The sequence below is a fragment of the Alcaligenes sp. HNGD-HTN06 genome, from assembly GCF_049932565.1.
GTDB classification, from domain to species: Bacteria; Pseudomonadota; Gammaproteobacteria; order Burkholderiales; family Burkholderiaceae_B; genus Alcaligenes; species Alcaligenes ammonioxydans.
The window spans coordinates 454,437-478,427 of the sequence record NZ_CP187782.1; the positions used below are offsets into that span (position 1 = coordinate 454,437).

The window sequence follows — 23,991 nt, forward strand, 5'->3', positions numbered from 1 at the left end:
CCGCTGTGGCCTGGCGTGTCGGTTGGCGGGCCTTGTTTCGCCGCCCCAAGTAAGCCTTGGCGTGAAATAATCTCTTGAAAAAACAGGCATATTGCCGGGTTTGCGTGCAAACTTCCGGGAAAGTGTCATGTCACATACAACGATGAGACAGTCAGACCTTTCTGTGGTGCCAAGAAAGGGGCTGGAGTTGACCGCTATGCAGGGCCTGTGCGGCCCTACTTGAAAGGGCAGCAATGAGCAGCAAAACCATTATCATCCGCCAGACCGGCATGCAGTTTGACGCTCAGGAAGGGCAAAACATTCTGCAGGCAGCGTTGGAGAACGGGATCGTCTATCCCTACGGCTGTCGTCAGGGCCGCTGCGGTGGCTGCAAGACCCGTTTGGTGCAGGGACAGGTGGACCTGCTGGATTACTCCCGTTTTGCCCTGACGGAAACTCAAAGCGCGCGCGGCTTGATTCTGGCTTGCCGGGCCATCCCACGCAGCGATGTCACGCTGGACTGGATAGGGACCGATGACGTCCGGGGACAGGTCCCCCTGCGTCAGGTCGAGGGCACAGTCGTCACGCTGGAGGCGTTGACCCACGATATACGGCGTGTTCGCATTCGTCTGGCCGACGAGCAGCCCCTGATGTTTTTTGCCGGTCAATATGCTGATATCAAGTTCGGGCAGGCGCCAGCGCGTAGTTACTGCATGGCTAATCGACCGGGGGAGGCGGAGCTGGAGTTTCATATCCGTCGTGTCCCCGGCGGGGTGGCCTCTGCGTATGTGCATACCGTGCTTGAGCCTGGCGAGCGGGTGACGCTGGAATTGCCCAAGGGAACGTCGTATTTGCGTGAGGGGCATGGTGGGCCCATGCTATGTATCGCAGGGGGAGCAGGTCTGGCTCCCATTAAATCGATTGTGGAGACAGCGCTGGCCAGTGGCATGAGCCAGGCGATTCATGTGTATTTTGGTGTCCGTGAAGGGCGGGATTTGTACGGGCTTGAGGAGTTCCGAGCCTTGGCGCGCGACTATCCCACGCTGCTTTTCACTCCGGTCGTCTCGGGGATACCGGTCGCACACTGTAGTCGGGGCCTGGTGACCGATATTGCAGGCAGTGAACAAGCGGATTTGCGGGGTTGGAAGGTCTATGTGGCGGGCTCCCCGACGCTGGTCGACGCTACCATTGGCATGGCGCTCAAGCGTGGCCTGAAGATTCAGGATCTGCATGCGCAAATCTATGTGACCCCCTAGGAGATTTGCGTGTGAACCCGAGCATGGCGTTCCGTCTCGCAAGAGGAGGGAGGAACGCTATGATTCAAGCCTGGGCTTAACCTTCACTGTTGTAAAACCGTATTTTTCAAACCGATCATCATGTCCTTTGTGCTTGCTGGCCTGACGCTGCGCCCCTTGAGTGAAACCGAATTGAATTGGGTGTGGTCCATTGATCGCAGCGAGCAAATTGAGGCCTTGTATGAATGGCGCGAAGGCGTGCTGCACAAACAAGAGGTGGTGATAGATCTGCGTGGCTGGCCGGAAGGCGATCCCGAGAAATACCATCCGGAACACGAGGAGGCCTTTCATCGCGGTGCCTGGTTTATGGGGGTCTTCAAGGATGACCGTCTGGTGGCCGCGGTGGGTTTGGACCGTTTGCCTCTGGGCCCGCAAGGCGATTGGCGTCAGCTTTTCTTCCTGCATGTCAGCCAGGCGCTGCGTGGGCAAGGCATGGGGGCCTGCTTGTTGGATCAGGCCAAGAAACAGGCGATCCTGTGGGGGGCGAAGGCGGTCTATGTCTCGGCCACGCCTTCAGTCAATACCGTGGACTTTTATAGGGCGCAGGGCTTTGTGATCGCACCCGAGCCGGACCCACGTTTGTTTGCGCTGGACCCCGAGGATATCCACCTGCTTTGCCATCTGGCTACCTGACGGAGCTCGACGGCGCGACCCCCGCCATCAAGCCCCGGCACACTCCTTCAGATAACCACGTTATAAGCAGCACGAACGCGTGTGCTGACTATAGCGCCACGTCCCGTGGGAGTGAGGCCTTCCAGAAGCGGGCATTTAGTCGTGTTTGCCGGCGCAGCATGCACTCCACCATTTACGGCGCGACGTATGACCGATACCGGGGTTGAACGTGTTGGTAGGGTCCAGTTCGCGGTAGAAACCCGCCAGTGCAGGTTTGGCGACGTACAGGTGGCCCACATTGTGCTCGGCTGGGTATTCAGCCTGACGCTCATCCAGTAGTTTCCACATACGGTGTTCCATCTCCAGAGGCGCCACGCCTTTTTTGATGATGTAGTCCTGATGGAACACGTGGCACAGGAAATGACCGTAATAGAGTTTGTGGACGATATCTTTCTCCATATCGTCGGGCAGTTGCTCTACCCATTCCCGGTCGTTGCGGCGCAAGGCAATATCCAGCGCCACAATGTCCTCCACGCTGTTGGGATGGGATTCGCGGTAGCGGATGGCGGCACCGGCGATCGCAAAGCGGTGCAAAAAGGCTTTGCGGCCTTCTTCGGTATCACATTCAAAATACGCGCCCTGCGTGCTGTCGCCAAATTGTTGCTGTAGATAATCGCGGGTGGCCTGGGCGGTGTCGTTGGAGACGCGTAGCAGCAGATGATGCTCGAAACGGTCACGCCATTGCCGCATCCGTGCGGGCAGGTGACTGGGCAGACGATTCATGACGGCCTGAATCACACGATCGGTGACGCCGCGCCAGCCAAAGCGTTCAAAAAAGCCGTCGATACGACTTTTCATCGCAAAGGCGGAGGGCACTTTGGCAGTCCCAAAGCGGTCGATGAGCAGGAACGTATCTTTACCGTACTGCTCACCAATATCGTAAGCGGTGCGATGGATGTATTCGCCCGCAATGGGCAGGCGTGGCAACTGGGTCAGCAGGTGTCGGCGGACAGCCGTCAGCTCATCCGGCTCATTGGTGCCAATGTAGAACACCGTACTGGCTTCTTTGGGAAAGGTATCCAGACGCACGGCAAAAATGCACAGCTTGCCCGCTGAGCCCGAGGCTTCGTACAGGCGGGAGGGGTCAGCATTGAAACGGGCAGGAGTTTGGGCATCCACGTCGCGTACGTCGTCGGCGTAACGGGGATCGCTGGCCTTGCGTTGCGGATCGTTGAGGATGTCGGCAGCACGGTAGTTGCCCTGTTCCAGGCGGCTCAGGATTTCTTCGGGCGTGTCGCCCAGATGGATACCCAGGTGATTGACCAGTTGCAGACTGCCATCGTCCCGCACTTGGGCGTACAGGGTCAATTCCGTGTAGGCGGGTCCACGGCGTACCAAGGCACCGCCGGAGTTGTTGCAGACCCCGCCCAGCACAGAGGCGCCGATACAGGAGGAACCAATGACCGAATGGGGCTCGCGCCCCAGGGGGGCCAGTGTCTGTTCCAGACGATCCAGCGTGGCGCCGGGCAGGCAGACAACCTGTTCGCCATCGTTAATGACCTGTATACCTTGCAGGCGCATGGTGTTCATCAACACGATGTCGCGGTCGTAGTCGTCGCCGTCGGGGGTGGAGCCCCCGGTCAGGCCCGTGTTGGCCGCCTGCATGATCACGATGCAGTCCGCGGCGACGGCTGCTTGCAGGCTGCGCCACTGCTCCAGCAGCGTTCCGGGCCGAACCACGGCCAGTACCTTGCCTTCACCTGTGCGGTGGCCCTTGCGATAGCGGCGCGTGCTGCGATCGTCGGTCAGGACGTGTGCCTGGCCGACAATAGAGCGCAGTTGCTGCAGCAGATCCGTGCGGATGGAGGAAGCGGTCATTATCAAGGCTCCCGGACAAGCAGCTCGGAGGTGATCTGAGAGATGCTGCTGACGCTGGTCAGCGTCATGGCGACGCGGATTTCTTTTTCAATCAGGCCCAGCAGGTGGTCGACTCCGGATTGTCCGGCGGCGGCCAGTGCATAGATGTAGGCGCGTCCCAGCATGGCGGCATCGGCACCCAGGGCAATCATGCGCACTACGTCCAGACCACTGCGGATACCGGAGTCCGCCAGAATCTTGATCTGGCCTTTGACAGCATCGGCAATGGCCGGCAGGGCGCGGGCCGAGGACAGGACGCCGTCAAGCTGGCGGCCACCGTGGTTCGAGACGATGATCCCATCCGCTCCAAAGCGCACGGCGTCGCGGGCATCATCCGGGTCCAGGATGCCTTTGATCAGCATGGGGCCTTTCCAGAATTCACGGATCCACTCCAGGTCCTTCCAGGAGATGGACGGGTCAAAGTTGGCGCCCAAGTAACCCATATAGTCTTCCAGGCCCGTGGGTTTGCCCAGGTAGCGCGAGATATTGCCCAAATCGTGCGGACGACCCAGCAAACCTACATCCCAGGCCCAGCGCGGATGCATGACGGCCTGAGCGTAGCGGCGCAGGGCGGCGTTGGGGCCGCTCATGCCCGAGTGTGCGTCACGGTAGCGCGCGCCGGGTACGGGCATATCCACGGTAAAGACCAAGGTGCTGCAACCGGCAGCCTGGGCGCGTTCCAGTGCATTGCGCATGAAGCCACGGTCTTTCAGCACGTAGAGCTGAAACCACATGGGTCGGCTAAGACGAGGTGCCACTTCTTCGATCGGGCACACGGATACGCTGGACATGGTAAAGGGAATACCGCGTGCATCGGCGGCCCGGGCAGCCTGAACTTCTCCCCGGCGTGCGTACATACCCGTCAGTCCGACCGGAGACAGAGCCACCGGCATGGACAATTTTTCGCCAAACAGATCAACGCTGGTGTCCAGCTGGCTCATGTCTTTGAGGACGCGCTGGCGTAGGGCGACCTCCGCCAGATCGTCCACATTGCGGCGCAGGGTGTGCTCGGCATAGGCGCCGCCATCGATGTAGTGGAACAAAAAGGGAGGCAGCCGTTTTTGGGCGGCACGCCGGTAGTCGGTCGAGGAGGAAATAATCATGGCAGGATGGGGTCGGGTAAGACGGAGGGAGAGGTCTGCAAGCGCGCGGCACGTTCGCGGCGGGCGAGGTCTTCGTCCGCCTGAAGAAGCGTGTTGCGTACGTAGCCCAGATGCTCGTTCACGACATGGCGCGCATGGGCCGCGTCGCCATCGATAATGGCCTTGACCAGGGCTTCGTGCTGGGCGGTCAGGTGGGTGAGGGTTTCGGGACTGTCATGGACGAACATGATGATGTCGCGGTTTTGTGTCACGCTGCTCAGCACCAGATCGAACAGTCCGCGCATGACCTGAACCAGAACCAGATTGTGCGAGGCTTCGGCGACGGCCAGATGGAATTGGGCATCGGCCCGGGCCGACAGATCGGTATCGCCGCTTTGCTGGTAGCGGATCATCTGCTCAAAACATTGCAGGATCTTGCTCTTGTCCTCGGGCGAGGCGCGCAAGGCAGCGTGCCAGGTCGTGCTGCTCTCCAGTGCGATACGGGCTTCCAGTACGTCGTATCGGTATTGCGGATCGGACAGCATCAAGGCGGCCAGCGGGTCCACCGAACGCTGGGTCCACTGCGGCGTTTGAGAGGTCAGGTAAGTACCTGATCCGACCTGACTGCGCAAAATGCCTTGGCTGGTCAGTTGCTGAATGGCCTCGCGCAAGGAGGCGCGAGACACGTTCAATTGGGCTGCCAACGTGCGTTCGGCGGGCAAGCGTTGCCCCGCTTTGAAATCGCTGGACTGAATGAGCGCCAGCAATTGTTGGGCAACGTGATCAGAGAGGCGCATAGTTCTTGAGGTACCGAAAAGATAAATCTGCAAGGCGCGAGTCTACGGCCTTGCAGATGAAGGATGAGGGCGGGCCCTTAGGGGATCATCCAAGGTAACACATAGGCTTGCAGGGTGGTCAGCAGGCCAATCAGAACGGCGAAGATCAGGCTGTGTTTGACGGTGAAGCGGAACAGGTCGGACTCCTTGCCAGCCAGGCCGACGGCGGCGCAGGCAATGGCAATGGACTGGGGAGAGATCATCTTGCCGGTCACGCCACCCGTGGTATTGGCCGCAACCATCAGCACTTCAGGCAAACCCAGTTGCTGGGCCGTGGTGGCTTGCAAAGCACCAAACAGGGCGTTGGCCGAGGTATCGGAACCGGTCAGAAACACGCCAATCCAGCCCAGGAAAGGGGAGAAGAAAGTGAAGGCTTTGCCGGTGTGGGCCAGGGCCAGGGCCAAAGTAGCCGACAAGCCGGAATAGTTGGCGATAAAAGCAAAGGCCAGCACCATGCCGATCGAGTAAATGGGAACGGCCAGTTCCTTGAAGGTTTCACCCAGTGTTTCCACTGCTTTGGCGGGCTTCATGCGCAGAAAAAGAATGGTCAGCAAGGCGGCAATCAAAATGGCTGTGCCGGTAGCCGAGAGCCAGTTAAAGGCATAGACCGCGCCATAAGGAGTAGCCGAGGCGACGACGGGAGGGGCTTTTTCGACCAGATTGTGCAGGAAAGGCACAGGAATGTTCACAATGGTCGAGGCCAGCGGACCGTTGGCGGCAAACAGTACTTTAAAGGGCTGCACGCTCCAGATCGTGACCATGACGGTCAGGATGATGAAGGGCGACCAGGCTTTGATGATGCGACCGGTGGTCAGCGGCAGAGTAGCTTGTTGGGCCACATCGCTCTGGACCGGTGTAGCTTCTTGCTCGTCAAAGCGGAAGATGCGCTTGGGCTGCCATACCTTCAGGAACAAGGTCAGGGCTACCAGGGAAACCAGGGCCGAGGTAATGTCGGGCAGTTCGGGGCCAATGTAGTTGGCCGTCAGGAACTGCACCAAGGCAAAGGAGCCGCCGCCGACCAGCACGGCAGGCCAGGTTTCTTTGATGCCGCGCCAGCCGTCCATGATGGCCATCAGCCAGAACAGCACAATGATGGTCATAAAGGGCAGTTGGCGACCGGCCATTTGTCCAATATGGAAGGGATCAATGCCCGAGACCTGGCCAGCCACAATGATGGGAATGCCCATGGCGCCAAAGGCTACGGGAGCCGTATTGGCAATCAGACACAGACCAGCAGCGTACAAGGGGCGGAAACCCAGACCGGCCAACAGGGCTGCGGTAATGGCGACGGGAGCGCCGAAGCCGGCCGCGCCTTCCAGAAACGCCCCGAAGCAAAAACCGACCAGAATCAGCTGCAGGCGCTGGTCAGGGGTGATGGACAGGATAGAGGCACGAATAATGTCGAACTGTCCGGTTTTTACCGAAATCTTGTACAGGAATACGGCTGCCACAATGATCCACGCGATGGGCCACAGTCCGTAAAAAAAGCCATAGACCACCGAAGCGAAGGCGGTGGAGACGGGCATGCGATAGAAAAACAGGGCTACGCCCAGTGCCAGCAGCACGGTAATGGTGCCTGCCTGATAGCCCTTCATGCGCAACTTGGTCAGGGCCAGGAAAAAAAAGATGATGGGAATAAGGGCGATCAGGGCCGACAGCCAGATATTGCCGGTGGGATCGTATTGCTGCAGCCACGCTTGTTGCATGTTCTTCTATCTCCGCAGGAGCAAAGGGGGGGCGCTTGTAGAGGAAGCGTACCAGTAGGTCGCCAAATTGGTCTGACCATTAAAGATGTGGTCAAGAGTAGAACGCATTGTATCCAAAGGGTAATTTGATTGAACGTCAGTGTTTACCCTAATAATTTAGAGCTCAACGCCTTTTTATGTTGATAATTGGTATGACCAATTTAAGGGCGGCAGTGGTGTGTGAAGGAGGTCAACGCTAGCGTTCCTAGCGTGGCTTCATAGGGGAAAAAGGGCGTTTTGTGCAGAAGAAGACACTGGTCGCCATACCGGACTACCAAGGACACTATCGTCTGTTTGCGTTGGGAGGGGCCGGAGTCTGCGTGTCCTTTTGCCCGTGGCTAATACGTGTTTTCCCGTCTAGTGGGAGCGGGATTTTGATATGACAATATTTTTATTGTCATAACAATAACGATGGAACAGGAGCCAGTCAGTGAAAGACCCACATTGTCATTCCAGCAGCATCTTGGTGGAGCGCCCGGCACAGGTCGCTTTTGAAATCATGTCCGATGGCCTCCTGCAAGGTCAGTGGGCTTGGGGCAGTGCGAATCGTAGCGAAGTGGAACCGGGCTTGTTCAAGGGAACCTCGGTCTTTAGCGGTCAGGAAACCTATGTGCGTCTGAATGTGGATGCAGCGCGTTTGCAGGTGGATTACGACGTGGGGGCCAGCAAAGAGGTGATGCAGTTTCGCAATATGTCGCGTGTCATTCCCGGCGAGGTGCTCAAGCTGGGGGCGGATAAATGTGTAGTGAGCTTGCTCACCTGGCGCCTGGCCACGCAAAGCGATGCCGCCTGGGAGCAGATCTGTTGCGTCCACGAAGCCGAGATGTTTCTGATTAAAGGGCTCTTGGAGCGCGAGTAACAAGGTGGTTTGCAGGCAGGGAAAGCCAGGAGAGACGGCTGAACACAGCAGGGTGAATACCGCAGGTGGGTGGGGCCAGCCGCACATGGCCATCAATGGGGATGAAATTACGCAGTGAGTACAAAACCGCTCTACGAACAGCTTGCTGACAAGCTGACCCGCTATATCCAGGACGGTCGCTTAAAGCCGGGCGACCGTTTGCCCACGGAAGCCGAGCTGGGGGAAATGTTTGGTGTCAGCCGCATTACGGTACGGCAGGGTCTGGCAATCCTGACCCGTAATGGCCTGATCGAGCGCTTTCCCAGCCGTGGCTCCTTTGTGCTGGAGCGCAAGAATACAGGTTCCTGGGAGCTGAACTCCCTCAATGATCTGGTCCAGCTGGGCAAGGACACCAGTACCAAGGTTGCCCGGTGGGAATTGGTCGCCCCTCCGGCGGAGATTGCCGAATTCTTTGCGTCCGACGAGCCGGTGTATAAGCTGCAAGCGGTGCGCTACAAGTCTGCCGTGCCGCTTTATTTTGCAGAAAACTACGTGCTGCGCTCGATTGGCGAACGTCTTGGGCAACAGGATCTGGAAACCCGCACCATGGTGGAGATGCTGACCTCTGTGCTGAATGTGCCCATCAAGCATGCGCAAGAAGAGATCAGCATGGCCGATGCCTCAGCGGAGATGGCCAAGCAGTTGTGGATCAAGGAAAACCAGGCAGTGATCGTGCAGCGTATCGACTTGTTCGATGTCGATGACAAACCGGTACAAAGTGGCAAGGGCTGGTGGCGCAGCGAGCATTTCAAACGCCGCTTCACGCTCAATTACCTCTGAGTGCAAGCGTTGGCCTTATGCCAGCCCGTGCCGCGACGGCGGTTACACCGGCAAGCGTTGCCCCTTGGCTTTGATGCAGGACAGCACAATCTGTGAATGGATTTTGGTGACGCCGCGCAGGGTATTGAGCTTGTGAACGACAAAGTTGGAGAAAGTCTCGAAATTGCGCGTGCGGATGTGCAGCATGTAGTTGGCCTGACCCGTCACGATGTAGGCATGCAGGACTTCATCCATGGTGGCCAGTGCTTTGCTCAGGTACTGGTGTTCGCTTTCATTGAGCTGGGCGATATTCACTTCTACAAAGGCTTCAATGGCAAAACCCAGTTTGCTGGCGCTCAAGTTGGCGCTGTAGTTTTCAATGAGTCCTTCCTGCTCCAGGATTTTCACGCGTCGGTGGCAGGAGGAAGGGGAAAGGGCCACCAGATCAGCCAGTTCTTGGTTGCTGAGTCTGCCGTTATCCTGCAAAAGACGCAGGATTTTAAGGTCTGTCTCGTCTAGTCTCATGTTTTAGAATTATCTTCGAAAAGAGTTTTTAAAAAACGATTTTTCTTCCAAATTTAATCATGATGTTCGTCACTTTGGAATAATTTGCCAGAGCCTCGATGCTAGACTAAATGACGTAAAAAGCAGAATCGAGGAGCATGAACATGATTACCTTGCAGCAATGCGAGCAGTGGGATCAGGCCGACGAACTGGCTGGCTTCAAAGCCAGGTTTGATCTGCCACCCAACACGATTTATCTGGATGGAAATTCCTTGGGCGCCATGCCCCGACACGCGATGGAGCGTGCGCAGCAAGTGATTGCCCAGGAATGGCGTACCGACTTGATCAACAGCTGGAACAAGGCAGGCTGGTGGACCTTGCCTGTGCGCCTGGGCGATCAGATGTCTTCGCTGATCGGTGCTGGCCAGGGCGAAACCATCGTGAGTGACAGTACCTCGGTCAATCTGTTCAAGGTTCTGGCTGCGGCTGTCAATTTGCAAAAAGAGCGTCATCCGCAAAAGAAAGTCATCCTGGCCGAGCGCGACTCTTTTCCAACGGATCTGTACATCATTGAAGGGTTTAACGCCTTTTTTGGTAAAGACTATAGGCTGGAACTGATTGATGAGCCGGCCGATCTGAAAACCGCCATCAATGACGAAACTGCCGTGGTGGTCTTGTCCCATGTGAATTATCGTACCGGCTATCTGCACGATATGCAGGCCACTAACCGTCTGGCACATGAGCACCATGCGCTGGTGATCTGGGACTTGTGCCACTCGGCGGGCGCCTTGCCCATCGAGCTCAAAGCCAGCGGTTCTGATTTTGCCATTGGCTGCACCTACAAGTATTTGAACGCCGGTCCTGGCGCACCGGCCCTGTTGTGGGTGAATCCCGAGCTGCTCGACAAGATCAGTCAACCTTTGTCGGGTTGGTGGGGGCACAAGTATCCTTTTGCCATGAGCCCCTCTTATGAGGCGGCCAGCGGGATCGAGCGTTTCTTGTGCGGTACCCAGCCTATTGTGTCCCTGAGCCTGGTTGCCTGTGGCGTGGACGTTTTCTTGCAAACCGATTTGCAGGCCGTGCGTCGTAAATCCCTGGCCTTGACTGATCTGTTCATCCGTCTGGTCGAGCAGGAATGTGCCGAGTTTGGCTTGCGCCTGATCACGCCCCGCGATCATCATTTCCGCGGCAGTCATGTCAGTTTTGCGCATGAGCAAGGTTACGCCGTTGTTCAGGCCCTGATTGCACGGGGTGTGATTGGCGACTATCGCGAACCTGAAGTGATGCGATTTGGCATTACCCCTTTGTATCTGTCTTTTGTGGATATCTGGCAGGCCGTCCAGCATCTCAAGGCGGTGCTGACGGACAGGGAATGGGACAAGCCGGCCTACAAAACCCGCTCCAAGGTGACTTGATCGCACTCATTAAAAAAACAATCATAAGGAGGAGACATGAGCCGATTTGAACAGATTCAATCGCGCGAGGCCGGACTGCACAAGAGGCTGAATGCCCGTCAGATGAGCATGATTGCGATCGGGGGGGCCATTGGTACCGGCCTGTTCCTGGGCAGCAAGTTTGCTATTGGCTTTGCGGGACCCGGGGTGGTGCTGAGCTACGTCATTGGTGGTTTTATTGCCCTGGTGCTGATGGGGTGCCTGGCAGAGATGACGGTAGAGCATCCTACCTCGGGCTCCTTTGGCGCGTATGCCGAGTTTTATATTCATCCGCTGGCCGGTTTTCTGGTGCGCTACAGCTATTGGGCCTGCATTGTGCTGGCTGTCGGCACTGAGGTGACGGCGGTGGCCGACTACATGAAGTTCTGGTTTCCGGAGGTATCGCCGTGGATCTGGATCGTCTTTTTCTCGGCCGTGCTGATTGCGGTCAATGCCTATAGTGTTAAAGCATTCGGCTCGGTGGAGTATTGGTTTGCCCTGATCAAGGTATTTGCCATTATTGCTTTTATCGTCTTGGCCATTGGCATGTTGACGGGTTATTACCAGCCCGCACAGGTGCAGGAAAACCTGTTGGGCCAGGGTGGCTTCATGCCCAATGGCTGGTATGGAGTCTGGGTGGGCGTGATTATTTCCATCTTCAGTTATCTGAGTATCGAGATGATTGCGGTTGCGGCGGGCGAGGCAGAAAACCCTGAGCAGGCGGTGCGCCAGGCGTTCAAGGCAACCATCTGGCGCTTGATCATTTTCTACCTCTTGTCTCTGTCCCTGATTGTGATGCTGGTGCCCTGGCAGGTGCTGATTGCAGATGGCACAAGCAGCCCCTTCATTACGGTGATGCAGTCGGTGGGCATTCCTTATGCAGACAGCATTTTGAATTTCATCGTGATTATTGCTGCTTTGTCGGCCATGAACAGCATGCTCTACATTTCTACACGCATGATGTTCAGCCTGTCGCGTGCGGGGGATGCGCCACTGGTACTGGGTAAGGTGGCACGCAATGGAGTGCCGTTAAATGCCCTGGCTTTGTCGGCCAGCGGGGTGGGTGTGGCGGCCGTGGTGTATGCCTACAATCCGGAAACGGCGTTCCCGGTGATGATTGCCTTGTCCATGTTCGGTGCCCTGTTTACCTGGGGCATGATTTTCCTGACCCATTTGTTTTTCCGCCGCCGCGTGGCGCAGGAAGGGGTGCAGCTGCGTTTCCGGATGCCGGCCTATCCCATCGGCACCTTGCTGGGTCTGATCGGTATTGTGGCGATTCTGATTACCACCTGGTTCATCAATATCTTCCATTACACCCTTTTGTTTGGTGTGCCGTTCTTGCTGACCTTGATCGTGATTTATGTTGTACGCTCAAAAAGCCGGGTCGCGTAACCGTGTAGCCGCATAGCGTGGTCCCGTTCATTCGTGCTCAGTCTGGGGCTTGGCACGAATGAGCGGCAGCATGGCCAGCAAACCGATACAGACAGCAGGACAGAGCCGGTCTCCTTGTGGCACAGTAAACGAGTTGGCCACTTTTTTCTGAGCAGAAAGGGGAGCATATGTGGTTCAAAAACATTCTGAAAGTGTCTGTGCTGGCGGGCAGTCTGGTGATGGCTGGCTCGGCCTGGACAGCGGAAACGGCCGATCAGATCTGGATGGGCGGGCCGGTCTTGACGATGAGTGACAGCCAGCCTGCTGCCGAAGCGGTCGCGGTCAAGGAGGGGTGGATTCTGGATGTGGGTACCTTGCAGGCGATGCAAGCCTATAAAGGTCCAAACACCTCTGTGATCGACCTGCAGGGCAAGGCTTTGCTGCCGGGGTTTGTGGATGCGCACAGCCACGCCTTCATGATTGGTGTGCAGGCCATGTCCGCCAATCTGCTATCGCCCCCGGATGGGGCGGTCAAAGACATCGCCAGTTTGCAGGAGACGCTCCGGCAATGGCTGGATGAGCAAGGTAAAACCAGGCAGGTGGGCTTGATCCTGGGCTTTGGGTATGACGACGCCCAACTGGCAGAGCAGCGCCACCCCACGCGACAGGAATTGGATGCAGTGTCCGAGTCCGTGCCGATCATCATCATTCATCAGTCCAGCCACATTGGCGTGCTCAACAGCAAGGCGTTGGAGATGGCGGGCATTTCCGCCCAGACCCCGGATCCGGCAGGCGGTGTCATTCGGCGGGAAGAGGGTAGCACCCAACCCAATGGGGTGCTCGAAGAGATGGCCTTTTTTTCAAGCGTGGCCAGCCAGATGGGCAAACTCACACCCGAGCAGGTTCAGGCCCTGTTTGTGGCCGGGACCGATCTGTTAAAGCGTTACGGCTACACGACCGGACAGGAAGGGCGGGCCACGTCCGATACGGTGCCTTTGATGCAGGCCGCGGCGTCGGCGGGCAAGATCGATATTGATGTCGCTGCCTACGTCGATGTGCTCCAGGACCGGGACTTTATCGCGCGTCATGTATCGCGGCATTACACCGATGGTTTTCGGGTGGCCGGTGCCAAGCTCACGATTGATGGCTCCCCTCAGGGGTTTACGGCCTATCGCGACCGCCCCTATTACAAGCCACCAGCAGGCTACCGCGCCGATTACCGGGGGTACGCAGCGGTCACGCCCGACCAGGTGTTTGATTCGGTGGACTGGGCCTTCAAGAACGATATACAGCTGCTGACTCACGCGAATGGGGAGGCCGCCTCGGATCTGCTGTTGGCTGCGATTAAAACAGCACGTGAAAAGTATGGTCCCCGGGATCGGCGGGCCGTCTTGATTCACGGGCAGTTTCTGCGCCGGGACCAGATAGCGTCCATAGCAGACCTGGATGTCTTTCCGTCCTTGTTCCCCATGCACACCTTTTATTGGGGAGACTGGCACCGTGACCGTACGGTGGGGCCGGTCAATGCCGACAATATTTCTCCCACTGGCTGGGTGCGTGAGCATGGCTTGATGTTTTCAACCCACCACGATGCGCCCGTGGCCTTCCCGGATTCCATGCGGGTGTTGTCGGCGACCGTCACGCGTCGCACCCGATCGGGCGATATTTTGGGGCCGGATCAGAGGGTAGATGTCATGACGGCCCTGAAGGCAATGACGATCTGGCCGGCTTTCCAGCATTTTGAGGAGAAGGAAAAAGGGTCGATTGAGCCGGGCAAACTGGCGGACTTTGTTGTCCTGTCGCAAGATCCGACATCGGTCGATCCCGAGCAATTGGCCAGCTTGCGCGTGGTTCAGACCATCAAGCGAGGCAAGCTCATTTATGAACAGGACGAGGCATCGGAGACCGAGCAACTCAGCCAGGCGCAGACTGGGCAGATGCTTTCCCGTTTTCTGAATGAGTGGCAGCACCAGGCATCTGAAACAGGCGCTGCAGAGCACGCGCATGGGCCTGAGTTGCTGATGGGGGCTCTGTTGCGAGGTTTTGAGTAAGGCCAGTCCGTCACTGACACCAGGCGGCCGGCGCGAATGCTGTCTGGATTGAGCGCCGACATGTTCATATGAACATGTCGGCGTCATAAAACTTTCATCTGAGCGTCACTGAGTCGTCATGTCGCGTTCCTACACTGCCAGGTATTCAAACGAAACCTGTATGCCGTGTTATGAACCTATCCGTCAGGCAAAGCATTATTGTGGATTTGCTCGCCGCCCAGGGGGCGGTGTCCGTTGATGGCCTGGCCGCGCATTTCGGGGTGACGCCCCAGACGATACGGCGCGACCTGAACCACCTGTATGAGGCCGATCTGGTGCGTCGTCGTCATGGCGGCGCCGAGCTGAACGTGGTCGAGCGCAATGCGCCTTTTCAAACGCGCCGCATTACCCACTTGCAAGCCAAGGCCCGTATTGGTCGAGCCGTTGCCAAGCTGATCCCTGCCGGTGCCAGCCTGCTGCTGGGTTTTGGCACCACTCCCGAACAAGTTGCCTTGGCGTTGGCAGATCACCGAGATCTTACGGTGGTGACCAACAACATCAGTGCCGCCTTGGCCCTGTCGCACAATATGAGCCATCGCGTGGTGCTGACGGGGGGCGAGCTGCGACAACCCAATCCTGAAATTCTGGGCCCCGGTGCCGAACGGCTGTTCAACAGCTTCAAGGCAGACTTCGGGGTGTCCGGGGTTGGGGGCTTTGATTCGGATGGTGCCTTGCTGGACTTTGATATGGCCGAGTCCGACTGCCACAAGGCGCTGCGGGGCAATTGCCGGGTGCGGATTCTGGTGCTGGACCATACCAAGTTCGGTCGGCGCGCCCCGGTGCGCAGCGGCTCCTTGGACGATGTGGATATTCTGGTCAGCGATCAGCCCATTCCCGAACCTTACCGCGATCAGATTCCTGCGCGTGTTCAGCTTGTGATTGCGGATGAGGTGCAGGTATGAGCCGCAGCGCGATCGAGTTGCAGGGCATAGTCAAATCCTGGGGCGAGCAGGCTGTGCTCAAGCAGATGGATCTGACCATTCAGGAAGGAAAATTCACGGCCTTGCTGGGCCCATCGGGCTGTGGCAAATCGACCTTGCTGCGCATTATTGCCGGGCTGGAAGCGCCCGATCAGGGCCGTTTGCTGATTAATGGGCACGATGCCACCCATATGGAACCCGCCAAGCGCGGCTTGAGCATGGTGTTCCAGTCCTACGCCCTGTTTCCCCATTTAAATGTGGCCGACAACATCTTGTTCGGCTTGCAGGTGCGCCGTGCGGACCGCCGGCAGCAACAAGAGCGTCTGCGCGAGGCCTTGGCCCTGACCAATCTGGAAGGGCTGCAAGAGCGCAGACCCGGCCAGCTCTCGGGAGGGCAGCGACAGCGGGTGGCCCTGGCGCGCAGCATTGTCTCAGGGCATCGCATTTGCTTGATGGACGAGCCCTTGTCGAATCTGGACGCCAAGCTGCGTCACACCGTGCGCCACGAAATTCGCTCCCTGCAACAGCGTCTGGGATTGACGGTGGTCTATGTCACTCACGACCAGACCGAGGCGATGGGGATGGCGGATCACGTGGTGTTGCTCAATGCCGGACGTATTGAACAGCAGGGCCGTGCCCAGGACCTGTATGGCCAGCCTATGAGTGTCTTTACCGCCAGTTTCATCGGCAGCCCGCCCATGATGATGATTCACAGTGACCAAGTGCCCCTGGGACTGTGGCCTTCACGTCGGCAGTACGACCAGCCGCATCGTGTACTGGTGGGCGTGCGCCCCGAAAACCTGAACCTGCACGAGGCGGGCGAGCGGTTTGTGGCGGCCACCGTGGTGCATCAGGAATTTCAGGGGGCAGATGCTTATGTGTACGTGCGACTTGATGATGGGCATACCTTGATCGTGCGTGCCCCGCACAGCCACCGTTTCGAGGCGGGTACACGTTGTGGTCTGAGCTGGCATCCCGCTGACGCTTTTTACTTTAATCAGGACAGCGGCGCTCGCCTGCCGACACCGTCTGCCGATGCGCTGACCGCTGCTTCTTTTGCTGTTGTTCCCTAAACGTACTGCGAGTCTACTCATGTTGAAGAATTGTCTGCTTGCCACTTCCAGCGCTTTATTGATGGGCCTGGGCACCAGTGCCCACAGCGCGGTGGAATTGACCATGTATTACCCGATTGCCGTGGGTGGTCCGCTGACCGAGGTGGTCGATGGAATGATCAAGGACTATCAGGCCCAGAACCCGGAAGTGACCGTGAAGGCCGTCTATTCCGGCAACTACGATGAAACGCGGGTGCGTGCCTTGTCGGCCCTGCGTGCGGGCGAGCCGGTGCAGCTTTCTGTGCTGGGCGCACTGGATACGCATGATCTGGTGGAGCAGGGCCTGGTCGAGGCTTTTAGCGATGTGGCTCAGGATGCCCCCAGCCAGGACTGGCTCAAGAGCTTTTACCCTGCGTTGATGGCTAACGGCACCTTGGAGGGCAAGGTCTGGGGCATTCCCTTTCAGCGTTCGACCATCGTCATGTTCTACAACAAGGATATGTTCCGTGAGGCGGGTCTGAACCCCGATCAAGCTCCCAAGACGTGGGACGAGCTGGTGCAAACTGCCCAGAAACTGACTAATGACAAGCATCACGGCTTGATGATTCCATCGACGGGCTATCCCTACTGGATGTTCCAGGCCATGGCCTTGCAAAACGGCCGTCAGTTGATGAATGAAGAAGGCACGCAGGTCTACTTCAATGATCCCAAGTCGGTGCAAGCGCTGCAGTTCTTCCACGATCTGGCCTACAAGCACAAGGTCAGCCCCGCGGGCACGATTGAATGGGGTACCTTGCGCCAGGCCTTCGTGCAGGGCAAGACCGCCATGATGTGGCACACCACGGGCAACCTGACGGCCGTCAAGAACGAAGCGAAGTTCGACTTTGGCGTGGCCATGCTGCCCGCCAAGGAAAAAGCGGCTTCTCCTACCGGCGGTGGCAACTTCTACCTGTTCAAGGGCGCTAATGACGAGCAGAAAAAAGCCGCATTGGATTTCGTGCGCTGGATGACGGCCCCCGAGCGTGCTGCCAAGTGGTCCATGGCCACGGGCTATGTGGGTGTCAGCCCTGCAGCCTACGAAACACAGGCGCTGCTTGACTACGCCAAGACCTTTCCACAGGCCGTGGTAGCGCGTGATCAACTGGCCGTGGCCTCGCCCGAGTTTGCCACGTACGAAACAGCGCGTGTGCGTGAACTGTTGTCCAACGCCGTGCAGGCCGTGCTGACCAATGCCAAGACGCCTCAAGCCGCCCTGGATGAGGCCCAGGCCGCCGCGGATCGCTTGCTGCGTCCTTTCAACTAAGCAGGTGCAGGAATGGCTGAACCATTGCGTGTGCTGCGTAAAGAGTGGGTATTTGCCTACCTCTTGCTGACGCCGCTGTTTGTGCTGCTAAGCGTGTTTGCCTTTATCCCGGCGCTGCACACGTTTTGGTCCAGCCTGTTAAGTAAAGGCACGGCTCGTCGTCCGGCCCAGTTTGTGGGCATGGACAACTACGATGCCATGCTGGCTGACCCGACTTTCTGGCTGGTTCTGAAGAATAATCTTTGGTACGCCGCCATTGTGATTCCGGTGTCCATGGCACTGGCCTTGCTGATGGCCTTGTGGGCCAACCGGGCCATGAGCATGCGTGCCTGGGTGCGCTGCGCTTACTTCACGCCCACCATGTTGCCCATGATCGCCGCCGCGAACCTCTGGCTGTTTTTTTACACGCCGGATCTGGGTTTGCTGGATCAGATTGCCAAGCTGTTTGGCGCCGGGGCCACCAATTGGTTAGGTCAGCCTCAAACTGCCCTGGGCGCAGTCATGGTGGTGACCATCTGGAAAGAGGCCGGATTTTTCATGATTTTTTATCTGGCCGCCTTGCAAACCATCCCGCCCGAACTGCGTGATGCTGCCCGTCTGGAAGGCGCAAGCCGCTGGCAATATGGGCGCCGTGTACTGCTGCCCTTGCTGGCTCCCACCACTTTATTCATTCTGATCAATGCATTGATCAACTCGGTCAAACTGGTTGACCACCTCTTTATCCTGACCAAGGGCGGCCCCAATAACGCTTCCAAGCTGATGTTGTACTGGATCTGGGAAACGGCTTTTGCTTACATGGATACGCCCGCGGCTGCCGTACTGACGGTGGTGCTCTTGTTGGGTCTGGGCGCCGTCGCTATTTTTCAATTCCGCTACGCCGAACGACGCGTGCACTACCAGTGATGAACATGGACACTGTTTTGACTGCCCCCAGCCGCCCGCTGCGTTTGCCCTCACTGGATACGGTAGGAGCGCACGTTTTGGCCCTGCTGTGGATCGCGCCTTTGCTCTACGCGTGCTGGGCTGCTTTTCGTGACCCGTCAGCGGCCTTGCGTTTTGACTGGAGCGCAGGTTGGACCTTTGATAACTTTGCCGCGGCCTGGGATCGTGCGCCCTGGCTGCGCTACATCTTCAATACGACCGCGTTGGTGCTGACGATTCTGATCGGTCAGTTTGTTCTGTGTACGCTGGCTGCCTACGCCTTTGCCCGCTTTCGTTTCTTTGGCAGCCAGTTTCTGTTCATGCTGCTGCTGTTGCAATTGTTCATTTTGCCCGAAGTGCTGATTGTGGAAAATTACCGCATGGTGGCCTGGCTGGGCTGGACCGATACGGTATGGGGCATGGGTGTGCCTTATATGGCCAGTGCGTTTGGGGTATTCCTGCTGCGTCAGGCCTTCAAGCAGGTGCCGCGTGAGCTGGAAGAGGCGGCGCGTCTGGAGGGCTGTAGCCGTCTGGGGGTGTTGTGGCGTGTGTATGTACCCTTGGTCAAGCCTGTTTACCTGGCTTATGCCCTGGTGTCGGTGTCAACGCACTGGAACAATTTTTTATGGCCATTGGTGATCAGCAGCTCGGATCATACACGGCCTTTGACTGTGGGCTTGTCCCTGTTTGGCGCGCCTGAAAGTGGTGTCAGCATTTCCCTGATCAGCGCCGCCACCATCATGACGATCCTGCCGCTATTGCTGGGCTTTCTGCTGTTTCAAAAGCAGTTCATGCAGGCTTTTTTGCGCGCCGGCATTCGTTAAGGAATTCTGATGAAGATTATCCAGTTTTCGGATTTGCACATTACCCCGCCCGATGGCCTGTTGTTTGGTTCGGACCCTCTGGATCGCTTGCGTCACTGTGTGCAGCACATTAATCGCCATCATGCCGATGCGGATCTGTGCGTGCTGACGGGCGATCTGACCCATGCCGGTCACCCACGCGCGTACGAGCGCCTGCGTGAAGGCTTGCAAGACTTGATTCCGCCCGTGCGCTTGTTGATGGGCAATCACGATAGCCGCAGTGCGTTTCAGCGGGTATTTCCAGACGCCAGGACCGATTTGCCCGGGTTTGTGCAATATGCCGAAACCAGGGGCGATTGGCGTCTGATTTATCTGGATACCTTGGAAGACAGCTACACCAACGGTTATCTGTGCGCACGGCGTCTGCAGTGGTTGCAGCAGGAACTGGCCTCGCATAACGGGCCGGTGATGCTGTTCTCGCACCATCCTTTGCCCGCCTTGCAGTATCCCTCCATGGATTGGCTGCGTTTGAGCAATGCCCTGGAGCTACTGCCTGCGTTGAAGGCGCACCCAGCACCCGTACATTTGTTTTCCGGTCATGTGCATCGCTGTGCCAGCGGCGTGTGGAACGGTCTGCACTTTGTAACGGTCAGTGGCACCAACCATCAGCATGAACTGGATCTGGAGCGCGAGGGAGCGGCAACGTCCACTTTTGAACCGGCCAGCTACGCGGTGATCCTGCCCAATGCAGACGGTCTGACCGTGCATTTTCAGCCCTTTGCTTACGAAGAGCTGCGCTTTCCGTACACGGGAGACCTGAACGCGTTGAAGTGTCTGTAAAGGCGGGGCGGTCGATTTTGAGGTTGGCATGCAACGCGGTCTTCGAACGTGTACTGAAAAACCGCCATGTTCGGCGAAACGCTTTGTTGTTTGCCACAAGATCGCTATACTTGCGAACTATCAGGGGGAGTAGCTTACTTTCCGGCGCATCGTCATCACGGCAATTTGTGTTTTTCACCGATTCCCGGTGCCCGGGCAGCCTTAGGGTTGCAAGCGAGACCTTGCCATTCATGGGCAAGGTGCATCCTCAAAAAAGATGGCCTGTGTCCTTAATGGATCAGGCCATTTTTGTTTTGTACAACAGCGGTCATTTTCTCGTTGTACAGTCATGCAAGATGGTCGTCGGGTTTCAATTAAACAATATGAAAAGGCGGTCTTATAAATGATTGAATTTTTGCAGACAATGAGTTGGGCGGCGGTATTTCAGATCATCCTGATCGATATATTGCTGGGGGGCGATAATGCTGTGGTGATTGCCCTGGCATGTCGCAACTTGCCTGCACAGCAGCGCGTAAAAGGTATTTTGTGGGGAACGGCAGGGGCGATTGGTCTGCGCGTTGTCCTGATCGCGTTTGCTCTGACCTTGCTGTCCGTTCCATTCTTGAAAGTGGTGGGTGCCTTGTTGCTGGTCTGGATTGGCGTCAAGCTGCTGATCCCCGAGGAAGATGGTCACGGCAATGTGGAAGGGGGGGCAACCTTGTGGAAGGCCATCAAGACCATTATTATCGCGGACTTTGTGATGAGTCTGGATAACGTGATCGCGATTGCGGGTGCCGCTCAGACGGCTGACCCGGATCATCAGATTGGTCTGGTGGTCTTTGGTCTGGTGGTGAGCGTGCCCATCATTATCTGGGGCAGCACACTGGTTCTGAAGCTGATCGACCGTTTCCCCATTGTGGTAACGCTGGGCGCCGCGTTGCTGGGCTGGATTGCTGGCGGCATGCTGGTGACGGACGTTAAATACATCGAGTACTTCGGCGAGCCTAGCACCACCATCAAGCTGGCTGCGGAAGTGGCTGGTGCCTTGCTGATTGTCGCGTTGGGTCACGGTATTGCGGCCTACAAGCGCAAGCAGGCTGCCTGAGTCTGAAATTGAAACAGCCCGTATAAAGCCATGCCGGAGACTTCGCTTCCGGCATGGTTCTGGGTTAAGCTCAAACGATTTTCTAAAAAAGGAGTACACCATGGCACAAGCCTCCGCACGCCACATTCTGGTCAGCACCGAAGAGAAAGCGAATGAACTGAAAGCCGCTATCGAAGGTGGTTCTGACTTCGCTCAGGTGGCCAAGGACAATTCCAGCTGCCCATCGGCCCGCATGGGCGGTGAGCTGGGAACTTTTGGTCGTGGCCAAATGGTGCCCGAGTTCGATCAGGTTGTGTTCAGCGCCCCCGTGGGCGTTGTGCAAGGCCCCGTCAAGACCCAGTTTGGCTACCATCTGGTAGAAGTGACTGCACGTCAGGACTGATACGATCAGGCCAGAAAAACCCGCTTCGGCGGGTTTTTTTGCGCCTGCTGCGCCTGTGTATGCTGGGCAGGGCTTGAACTGTTTTGGCAAGCGCAATCCCGTCTTTTCGCGACGGCGATGTCAGTAGGCTCTTGTTCAATAGGCCTGGCTCTGGAGTGGCTTCATGCTGGTATTTGCCAGACATATACATAAAAAGTCTGGACATTTATCCACAAGCTGCGCAGTATGCCAGCCATGCCGGCTCGTGGGGCCTTGCCCACGCCTTGCTCGCTTGTTTCGAGCAATTCAGCCCATTCTTATAAAGAAATCCCATGAAACGCACCGATATGGAAAAACTCAGCGCCGTCAAATTGCTGGGAAATGTAAAAAAGGCGGGCACGCCACAACGCTTTGCAGCTGATTCCGCCGTGGCCGACCGGCGCGAACAACGTCGTCTGGATCAGGCTGCTGGCCTGGTGTCCTTTCCCGTTAAGCTGACGCAGCCTGTTATTGATGCCGTGCGCGCTCGCGCTACCGAGCAGGGTGTCTCGACCAATGAGGTCATTGATCGCCTACTGGCCCAAGCCTTGGACCTGTAATTTATGCAGATCTGGGTAGATGCAGACGCTTGTCCGGTCGTCATCAAAGAAATTTTGTATCGCGCCGGGCAGCGCTGGAGTCGCCATGTGATCCTGGTGGCCAACCAGATGCTGCGCACTCCCCCTTCACCCTGGCTGCGGGCCGTGCAGGTGGCGCGTGGCTTTGATGTGGCGGATGACTATATTGTTCAGCACGCCAGTGTGGGAGATCTGGTGATTACCGCCGATATCCCGTTAGCGGCGCAGGTTCTGGAGCGTCGGGCTCTGGTCCTGACCCCCAGAGGTGAGCGTTTGGATGTCAATAGCATAGGCGAGCGTCTGGCCATGCGCGACATGATGGAAGAGCTGCGCAGCACCGGCGTGGACATAGGCGGTCCGGCGCCCTTCAGCCAGGCTGACCGGCGCGAGTTTGCCAATGCGCTGGATCGTCTGATGATGAGTCTGAATAGCGCAGCCCGACGATGAGCAGACTTGCCTTGGCGGCCACCTTTGTGTGAGTCTGTGGTCGGATTGAATTTTTTTAAGTGAAGTACGCAATGACAGACTCAAACCGTCCTTTGATGAATTTATCCGGTCTGAATGAGGCCGTCGCCCAGTTTGCGCGCGAGCGTGAGTGGGACCAGTTTCACAGCCCTAAAAACCTGGCCATGGCCTTGACCAATGAAGTGGGCGAACTGATCGAAATTTTCCAATGGCTGACAGAAGCGCAATCGCACGAGGTGGCTAGGGACCCGAAAACTGCCGAAGCCGTGCGTGACGAACTGGCGGATGTGCAGATCTATTTGAGCCGTCTGGCGTTCGTGTTGGGCGTGGACATGAACGACGCGGTCGCCTGCAAACTGGCGAAAAATGCGCAGAAGTATCCCGCCGACAAGGTGCGCGGGACGAACAAGAAATATACGGAACTGTAAGAACGTCGCGGCAAACGCGCTGCCTTACAGCTCCCTCAGCAGATCCTGCACAAACTGCTCCATCCGCTCGTGTCTTTCGCGGGCGATTTCCTGTCCTCGTTTAGTCTGAAAGCCCTCAGCCAGTTTCAACAGCTTGGCCGCAAAGTGGTCCAGCGCGTAGCGCTTGTCATCCAGGGGGCGGTGTTGTGCCTGCGGGTCGCAGGGATCATACAGGCCCGAGCCCATGCGCCCGGCGGTATAGAAGCAGCGAGCTATCCCTAAGGCACCAATGGCATCCAGCCGGTCGGCGTCCTGCAAAATGCGGGCCTCCAGGCTGACCGGCCTAATGTTGGCTGAAAAGCTGTGGCTTTGGATAACCTTGCCCACGGCCTCGCAGTCCTGCCCGGACCAGCCTATCTTGGCCAGAATGTGTTGTGCCTGTTCCGCTGACAGGGTGGAAGCGCGCGAACGCAGCGGCGAGTTCTTTTCTACCGCAACGCAGTCGTGCAGCACCGTTGCTGCCAGCAAAATCCGCAGATCCCCACCTTCTTTTTCCTGAATCGCACAGACATTCTTCCAGACACGCTGCAGGTGTGACTGGTCGTGAGAGCCATCGTTATGGCTGGTGCTGCTATGGGGCAGGAGTTGAGTGGCAAGCGCCTCAAAGGGATGAAAAGGACGGGTCATGGTCATGGTC

24 protein-coding genes are annotated in these 23,991 nt (G+C 57.4%); 18 read left to right on the forward strand and 6 right to left on the reverse strand.

Going from position 1 to position 23,991, the window contains the following annotated elements; genetic code table 11:
• Positions 1-233 precede the first annotated feature (233 nt).
• Positions 234-1,235, forward strand: a complete 1,002-nt coding sequence (locus tag ACOZ42_RS02080) for a 2Fe-2S iron-sulfur cluster-binding protein (protein ID WP_426345496.1) — start codon at positions 234-236, stop codon at positions 1,233-1,235.
• Between the two features lie 120 nt (positions 1,236-1,355).
• On the forward strand, positions 1,356-1,907 hold the full coding sequence (locus ACOZ42_RS02085) for a GNAT family N-acetyltransferase (RefSeq protein WP_153008921.1): 552 nt from the start codon (positions 1,356-1,358) through the stop codon (positions 1,905-1,907).
• 135 nt (positions 1,908-2,042) lie between these two features.
• Here ACOZ42_RS02085 and dld read toward each other — a convergent pair whose 3' ends face one another.
• From dld to lldP, 4 genes are all read right to left on the reverse strand, one after another.
• Complete coding sequence (gene dld / locus ACOZ42_RS02090; protein ID WP_426345497.1) at positions 2,043-3,764, reverse strand: D-lactate dehydrogenase; 1,722 nt, start codon at positions 3,762-3,764, stop codon at positions 2,043-2,045.
• 2 nt (positions 3,765-3,766) lie between these two features.
• Complete coding sequence (lldD, locus tag ACOZ42_RS02095; protein ID WP_426345498.1) at positions 3,767-4,906, reverse strand: FMN-dependent L-lactate dehydrogenase LldD; 1,140 nt, start codon at positions 4,904-4,906, stop codon at positions 3,767-3,769.
• Positions 4,903-5,682 (reverse strand): transcriptional regulator LldR, encoded by a 780-nt coding sequence (gene lldR / locus ACOZ42_RS02100; protein WP_003804025.1) that lies wholly within the window; start codon positions 5,680-5,682, stop codon positions 4,903-4,905. Before lldR ends, lldD begins: the two co-directional genes overlap by 4 nt.
• A 77-nt stretch (positions 5,683-5,759) precedes the next feature.
• A complete protein-coding gene (gene lldP / locus ACOZ42_RS02105) occupies positions 5,760-7,427 on the reverse strand; it encodes an L-lactate permease (protein WP_003804023.1) in 1,668 nt (555 codons plus the stop codon).
• A 469-nt stretch (positions 7,428-7,896) separates the two neighbouring features.
• On the opposite strand from lldP, the gene ACOZ42_RS02110 reads away from it, so the two are divergent.
• Complete coding sequence (locus tag ACOZ42_RS02110; RefSeq protein ID WP_131071248.1) at positions 7,897-8,325, forward strand: hypothetical protein; 429 nt, start codon at positions 7,897-7,899, stop codon at positions 8,323-8,325.
• 114 nt (positions 8,326-8,439) lie between these two features.
• Positions 8,440-9,144, forward strand: a complete 705-nt coding sequence (locus tag ACOZ42_RS02115) for a GntR family transcriptional regulator (RefSeq protein WP_219235580.1) — start codon at positions 8,440-8,442, stop codon at positions 9,142-9,144.
• Between the two features lie 42 nt (positions 9,145-9,186).
• Here ACOZ42_RS02115 and ACOZ42_RS02120 read toward each other — a convergent pair whose 3' ends face one another.
• Positions 9,187-9,648, reverse strand: a complete 462-nt coding sequence (locus ACOZ42_RS02120; RefSeq protein WP_003804018.1) for an Lrp/AsnC family transcriptional regulator — start codon at positions 9,646-9,648, stop codon at positions 9,187-9,189.
• 143 nt (positions 9,649-9,791) lie between these two features.
• Here ACOZ42_RS02120 and kynU point away from each other — a divergent pair, with 143 nt between their 5' ends.
• From kynU to ACOZ42_RS02190, 14 genes are all read left to right on the forward strand, one after another.
• On the forward strand, positions 9,792-11,042 hold the full coding sequence (gene kynU / locus ACOZ42_RS02125; protein WP_426345499.1) for a kynureninase: 1,251 nt from the start codon (positions 9,792-9,794) through the stop codon (positions 11,040-11,042).
• A 36-nt stretch (positions 11,043-11,078) separates the two neighbouring features.
• Complete coding sequence (locus tag ACOZ42_RS02130; RefSeq protein ID WP_240208929.1) at positions 11,079-12,452, forward strand: amino acid permease; 1,374 nt, start codon at positions 11,079-11,081, stop codon at positions 12,450-12,452.
• Between the two features lie 167 nt (positions 12,453-12,619).
• Positions 12,620-14,482: an amidohydrolase gene (locus tag ACOZ42_RS02135; RefSeq protein WP_426345500.1), complete on the forward strand. Its 1,863-nt coding sequence runs from the start codon at positions 12,620-12,622 to the stop codon at positions 14,480-14,482.
• Between the two features lie 170 nt (positions 14,483-14,652).
• Entirely contained in the window at positions 14,653-15,423 is a 771-nt protein-coding gene (locus ACOZ42_RS02140; RefSeq protein WP_003804007.1) for a DeoR/GlpR family DNA-binding transcription regulator, read from the forward strand.
• Positions 15,420-16,514, forward strand: a complete 1,095-nt coding sequence (locus ACOZ42_RS02145; RefSeq protein WP_426345501.1) for an ABC transporter ATP-binding protein — start codon at positions 15,420-15,422, stop codon at positions 16,512-16,514. Before ACOZ42_RS02140 ends, ACOZ42_RS02145 begins: the two co-directional genes overlap by 4 nt.
• Positions 16,515-16,533: 19 nt before the next feature.
• Positions 16,534-17,796, forward strand: a complete 1,263-nt coding sequence (locus ACOZ42_RS02150; protein ID WP_003804003.1) for an ABC transporter substrate-binding protein — start codon at positions 16,534-16,536, stop codon at positions 17,794-17,796.
• Positions 17,797-17,808: 12 nt separating this feature from the next.
• Complete coding sequence (locus ACOZ42_RS02155) at positions 17,809-18,699, forward strand: carbohydrate ABC transporter permease (RefSeq protein WP_003804001.1); 891 nt, start codon at positions 17,809-17,811, stop codon at positions 18,697-18,699.
• On the forward strand, positions 18,699-19,541 hold the full coding sequence (locus ACOZ42_RS02160; protein WP_059318538.1) for a carbohydrate ABC transporter permease: 843 nt from the start codon (positions 18,699-18,701) through the stop codon (positions 19,539-19,541). The genes ACOZ42_RS02155 and ACOZ42_RS02160 overlap by 1 nt, the downstream gene beginning before the upstream one ends.
• Before the next feature lie 9 nt (positions 19,542-19,550).
• On the forward strand, positions 19,551-20,360 hold the full coding sequence (locus ACOZ42_RS02165) for a phosphodiesterase (RefSeq protein ID WP_426345502.1): 810 nt from the start codon (positions 19,551-19,553) through the stop codon (positions 20,358-20,360).
• A gap of 382 nt (positions 20,361-20,742) precedes the next feature.
• Positions 20,743-21,444, forward strand: coding sequence for a TerC family protein (locus ACOZ42_RS02170; protein WP_059318540.1), 702 nt, complete (start codon positions 20,743-20,745; stop codon positions 21,442-21,444).
• Between the two features lie 100 nt (positions 21,445-21,544).
• Entirely contained in the window at positions 21,545-21,826 is a 282-nt protein-coding gene (locus ACOZ42_RS02175) for a peptidylprolyl isomerase (RefSeq protein ID WP_003803993.1), read from the forward strand.
• A 311-nt stretch (positions 21,827-22,137) separates the two neighbouring features.
• On the forward strand, positions 22,138-22,404 hold the full coding sequence (locus ACOZ42_RS02180) for a hypothetical protein (RefSeq protein WP_003803991.1): 267 nt from the start codon (positions 22,138-22,140) through the stop codon (positions 22,402-22,404).
• Positions 22,405-22,407: 3 nt separating this feature from the next.
• A complete protein-coding gene (locus ACOZ42_RS02185; RefSeq protein WP_003803990.1) occupies positions 22,408-22,869 on the forward strand; it encodes a YaiI/YqxD family protein in 462 nt (153 codons plus the stop codon).
• A 71-nt stretch (positions 22,870-22,940) separates the two neighbouring features.
• Positions 22,941-23,315, forward strand: coding sequence for a nucleotide pyrophosphohydrolase (locus tag ACOZ42_RS02190; RefSeq protein ID WP_003803988.1), 375 nt, complete (start codon positions 22,941-22,943; stop codon positions 23,313-23,315).
• Between the two features lie 24 nt (positions 23,316-23,339).
• On the opposite strand, the gene ACOZ42_RS02195 is transcribed toward ACOZ42_RS02190, so the two are convergent.
• Positions 23,340-23,981: an HD domain-containing protein gene (locus ACOZ42_RS02195; RefSeq protein WP_039943889.1), complete on the reverse strand. Its 642-nt coding sequence runs from the start codon at positions 23,979-23,981 to the stop codon at positions 23,340-23,342.
• Positions 23,982-23,991 lie beyond the last annotated feature (10 nt).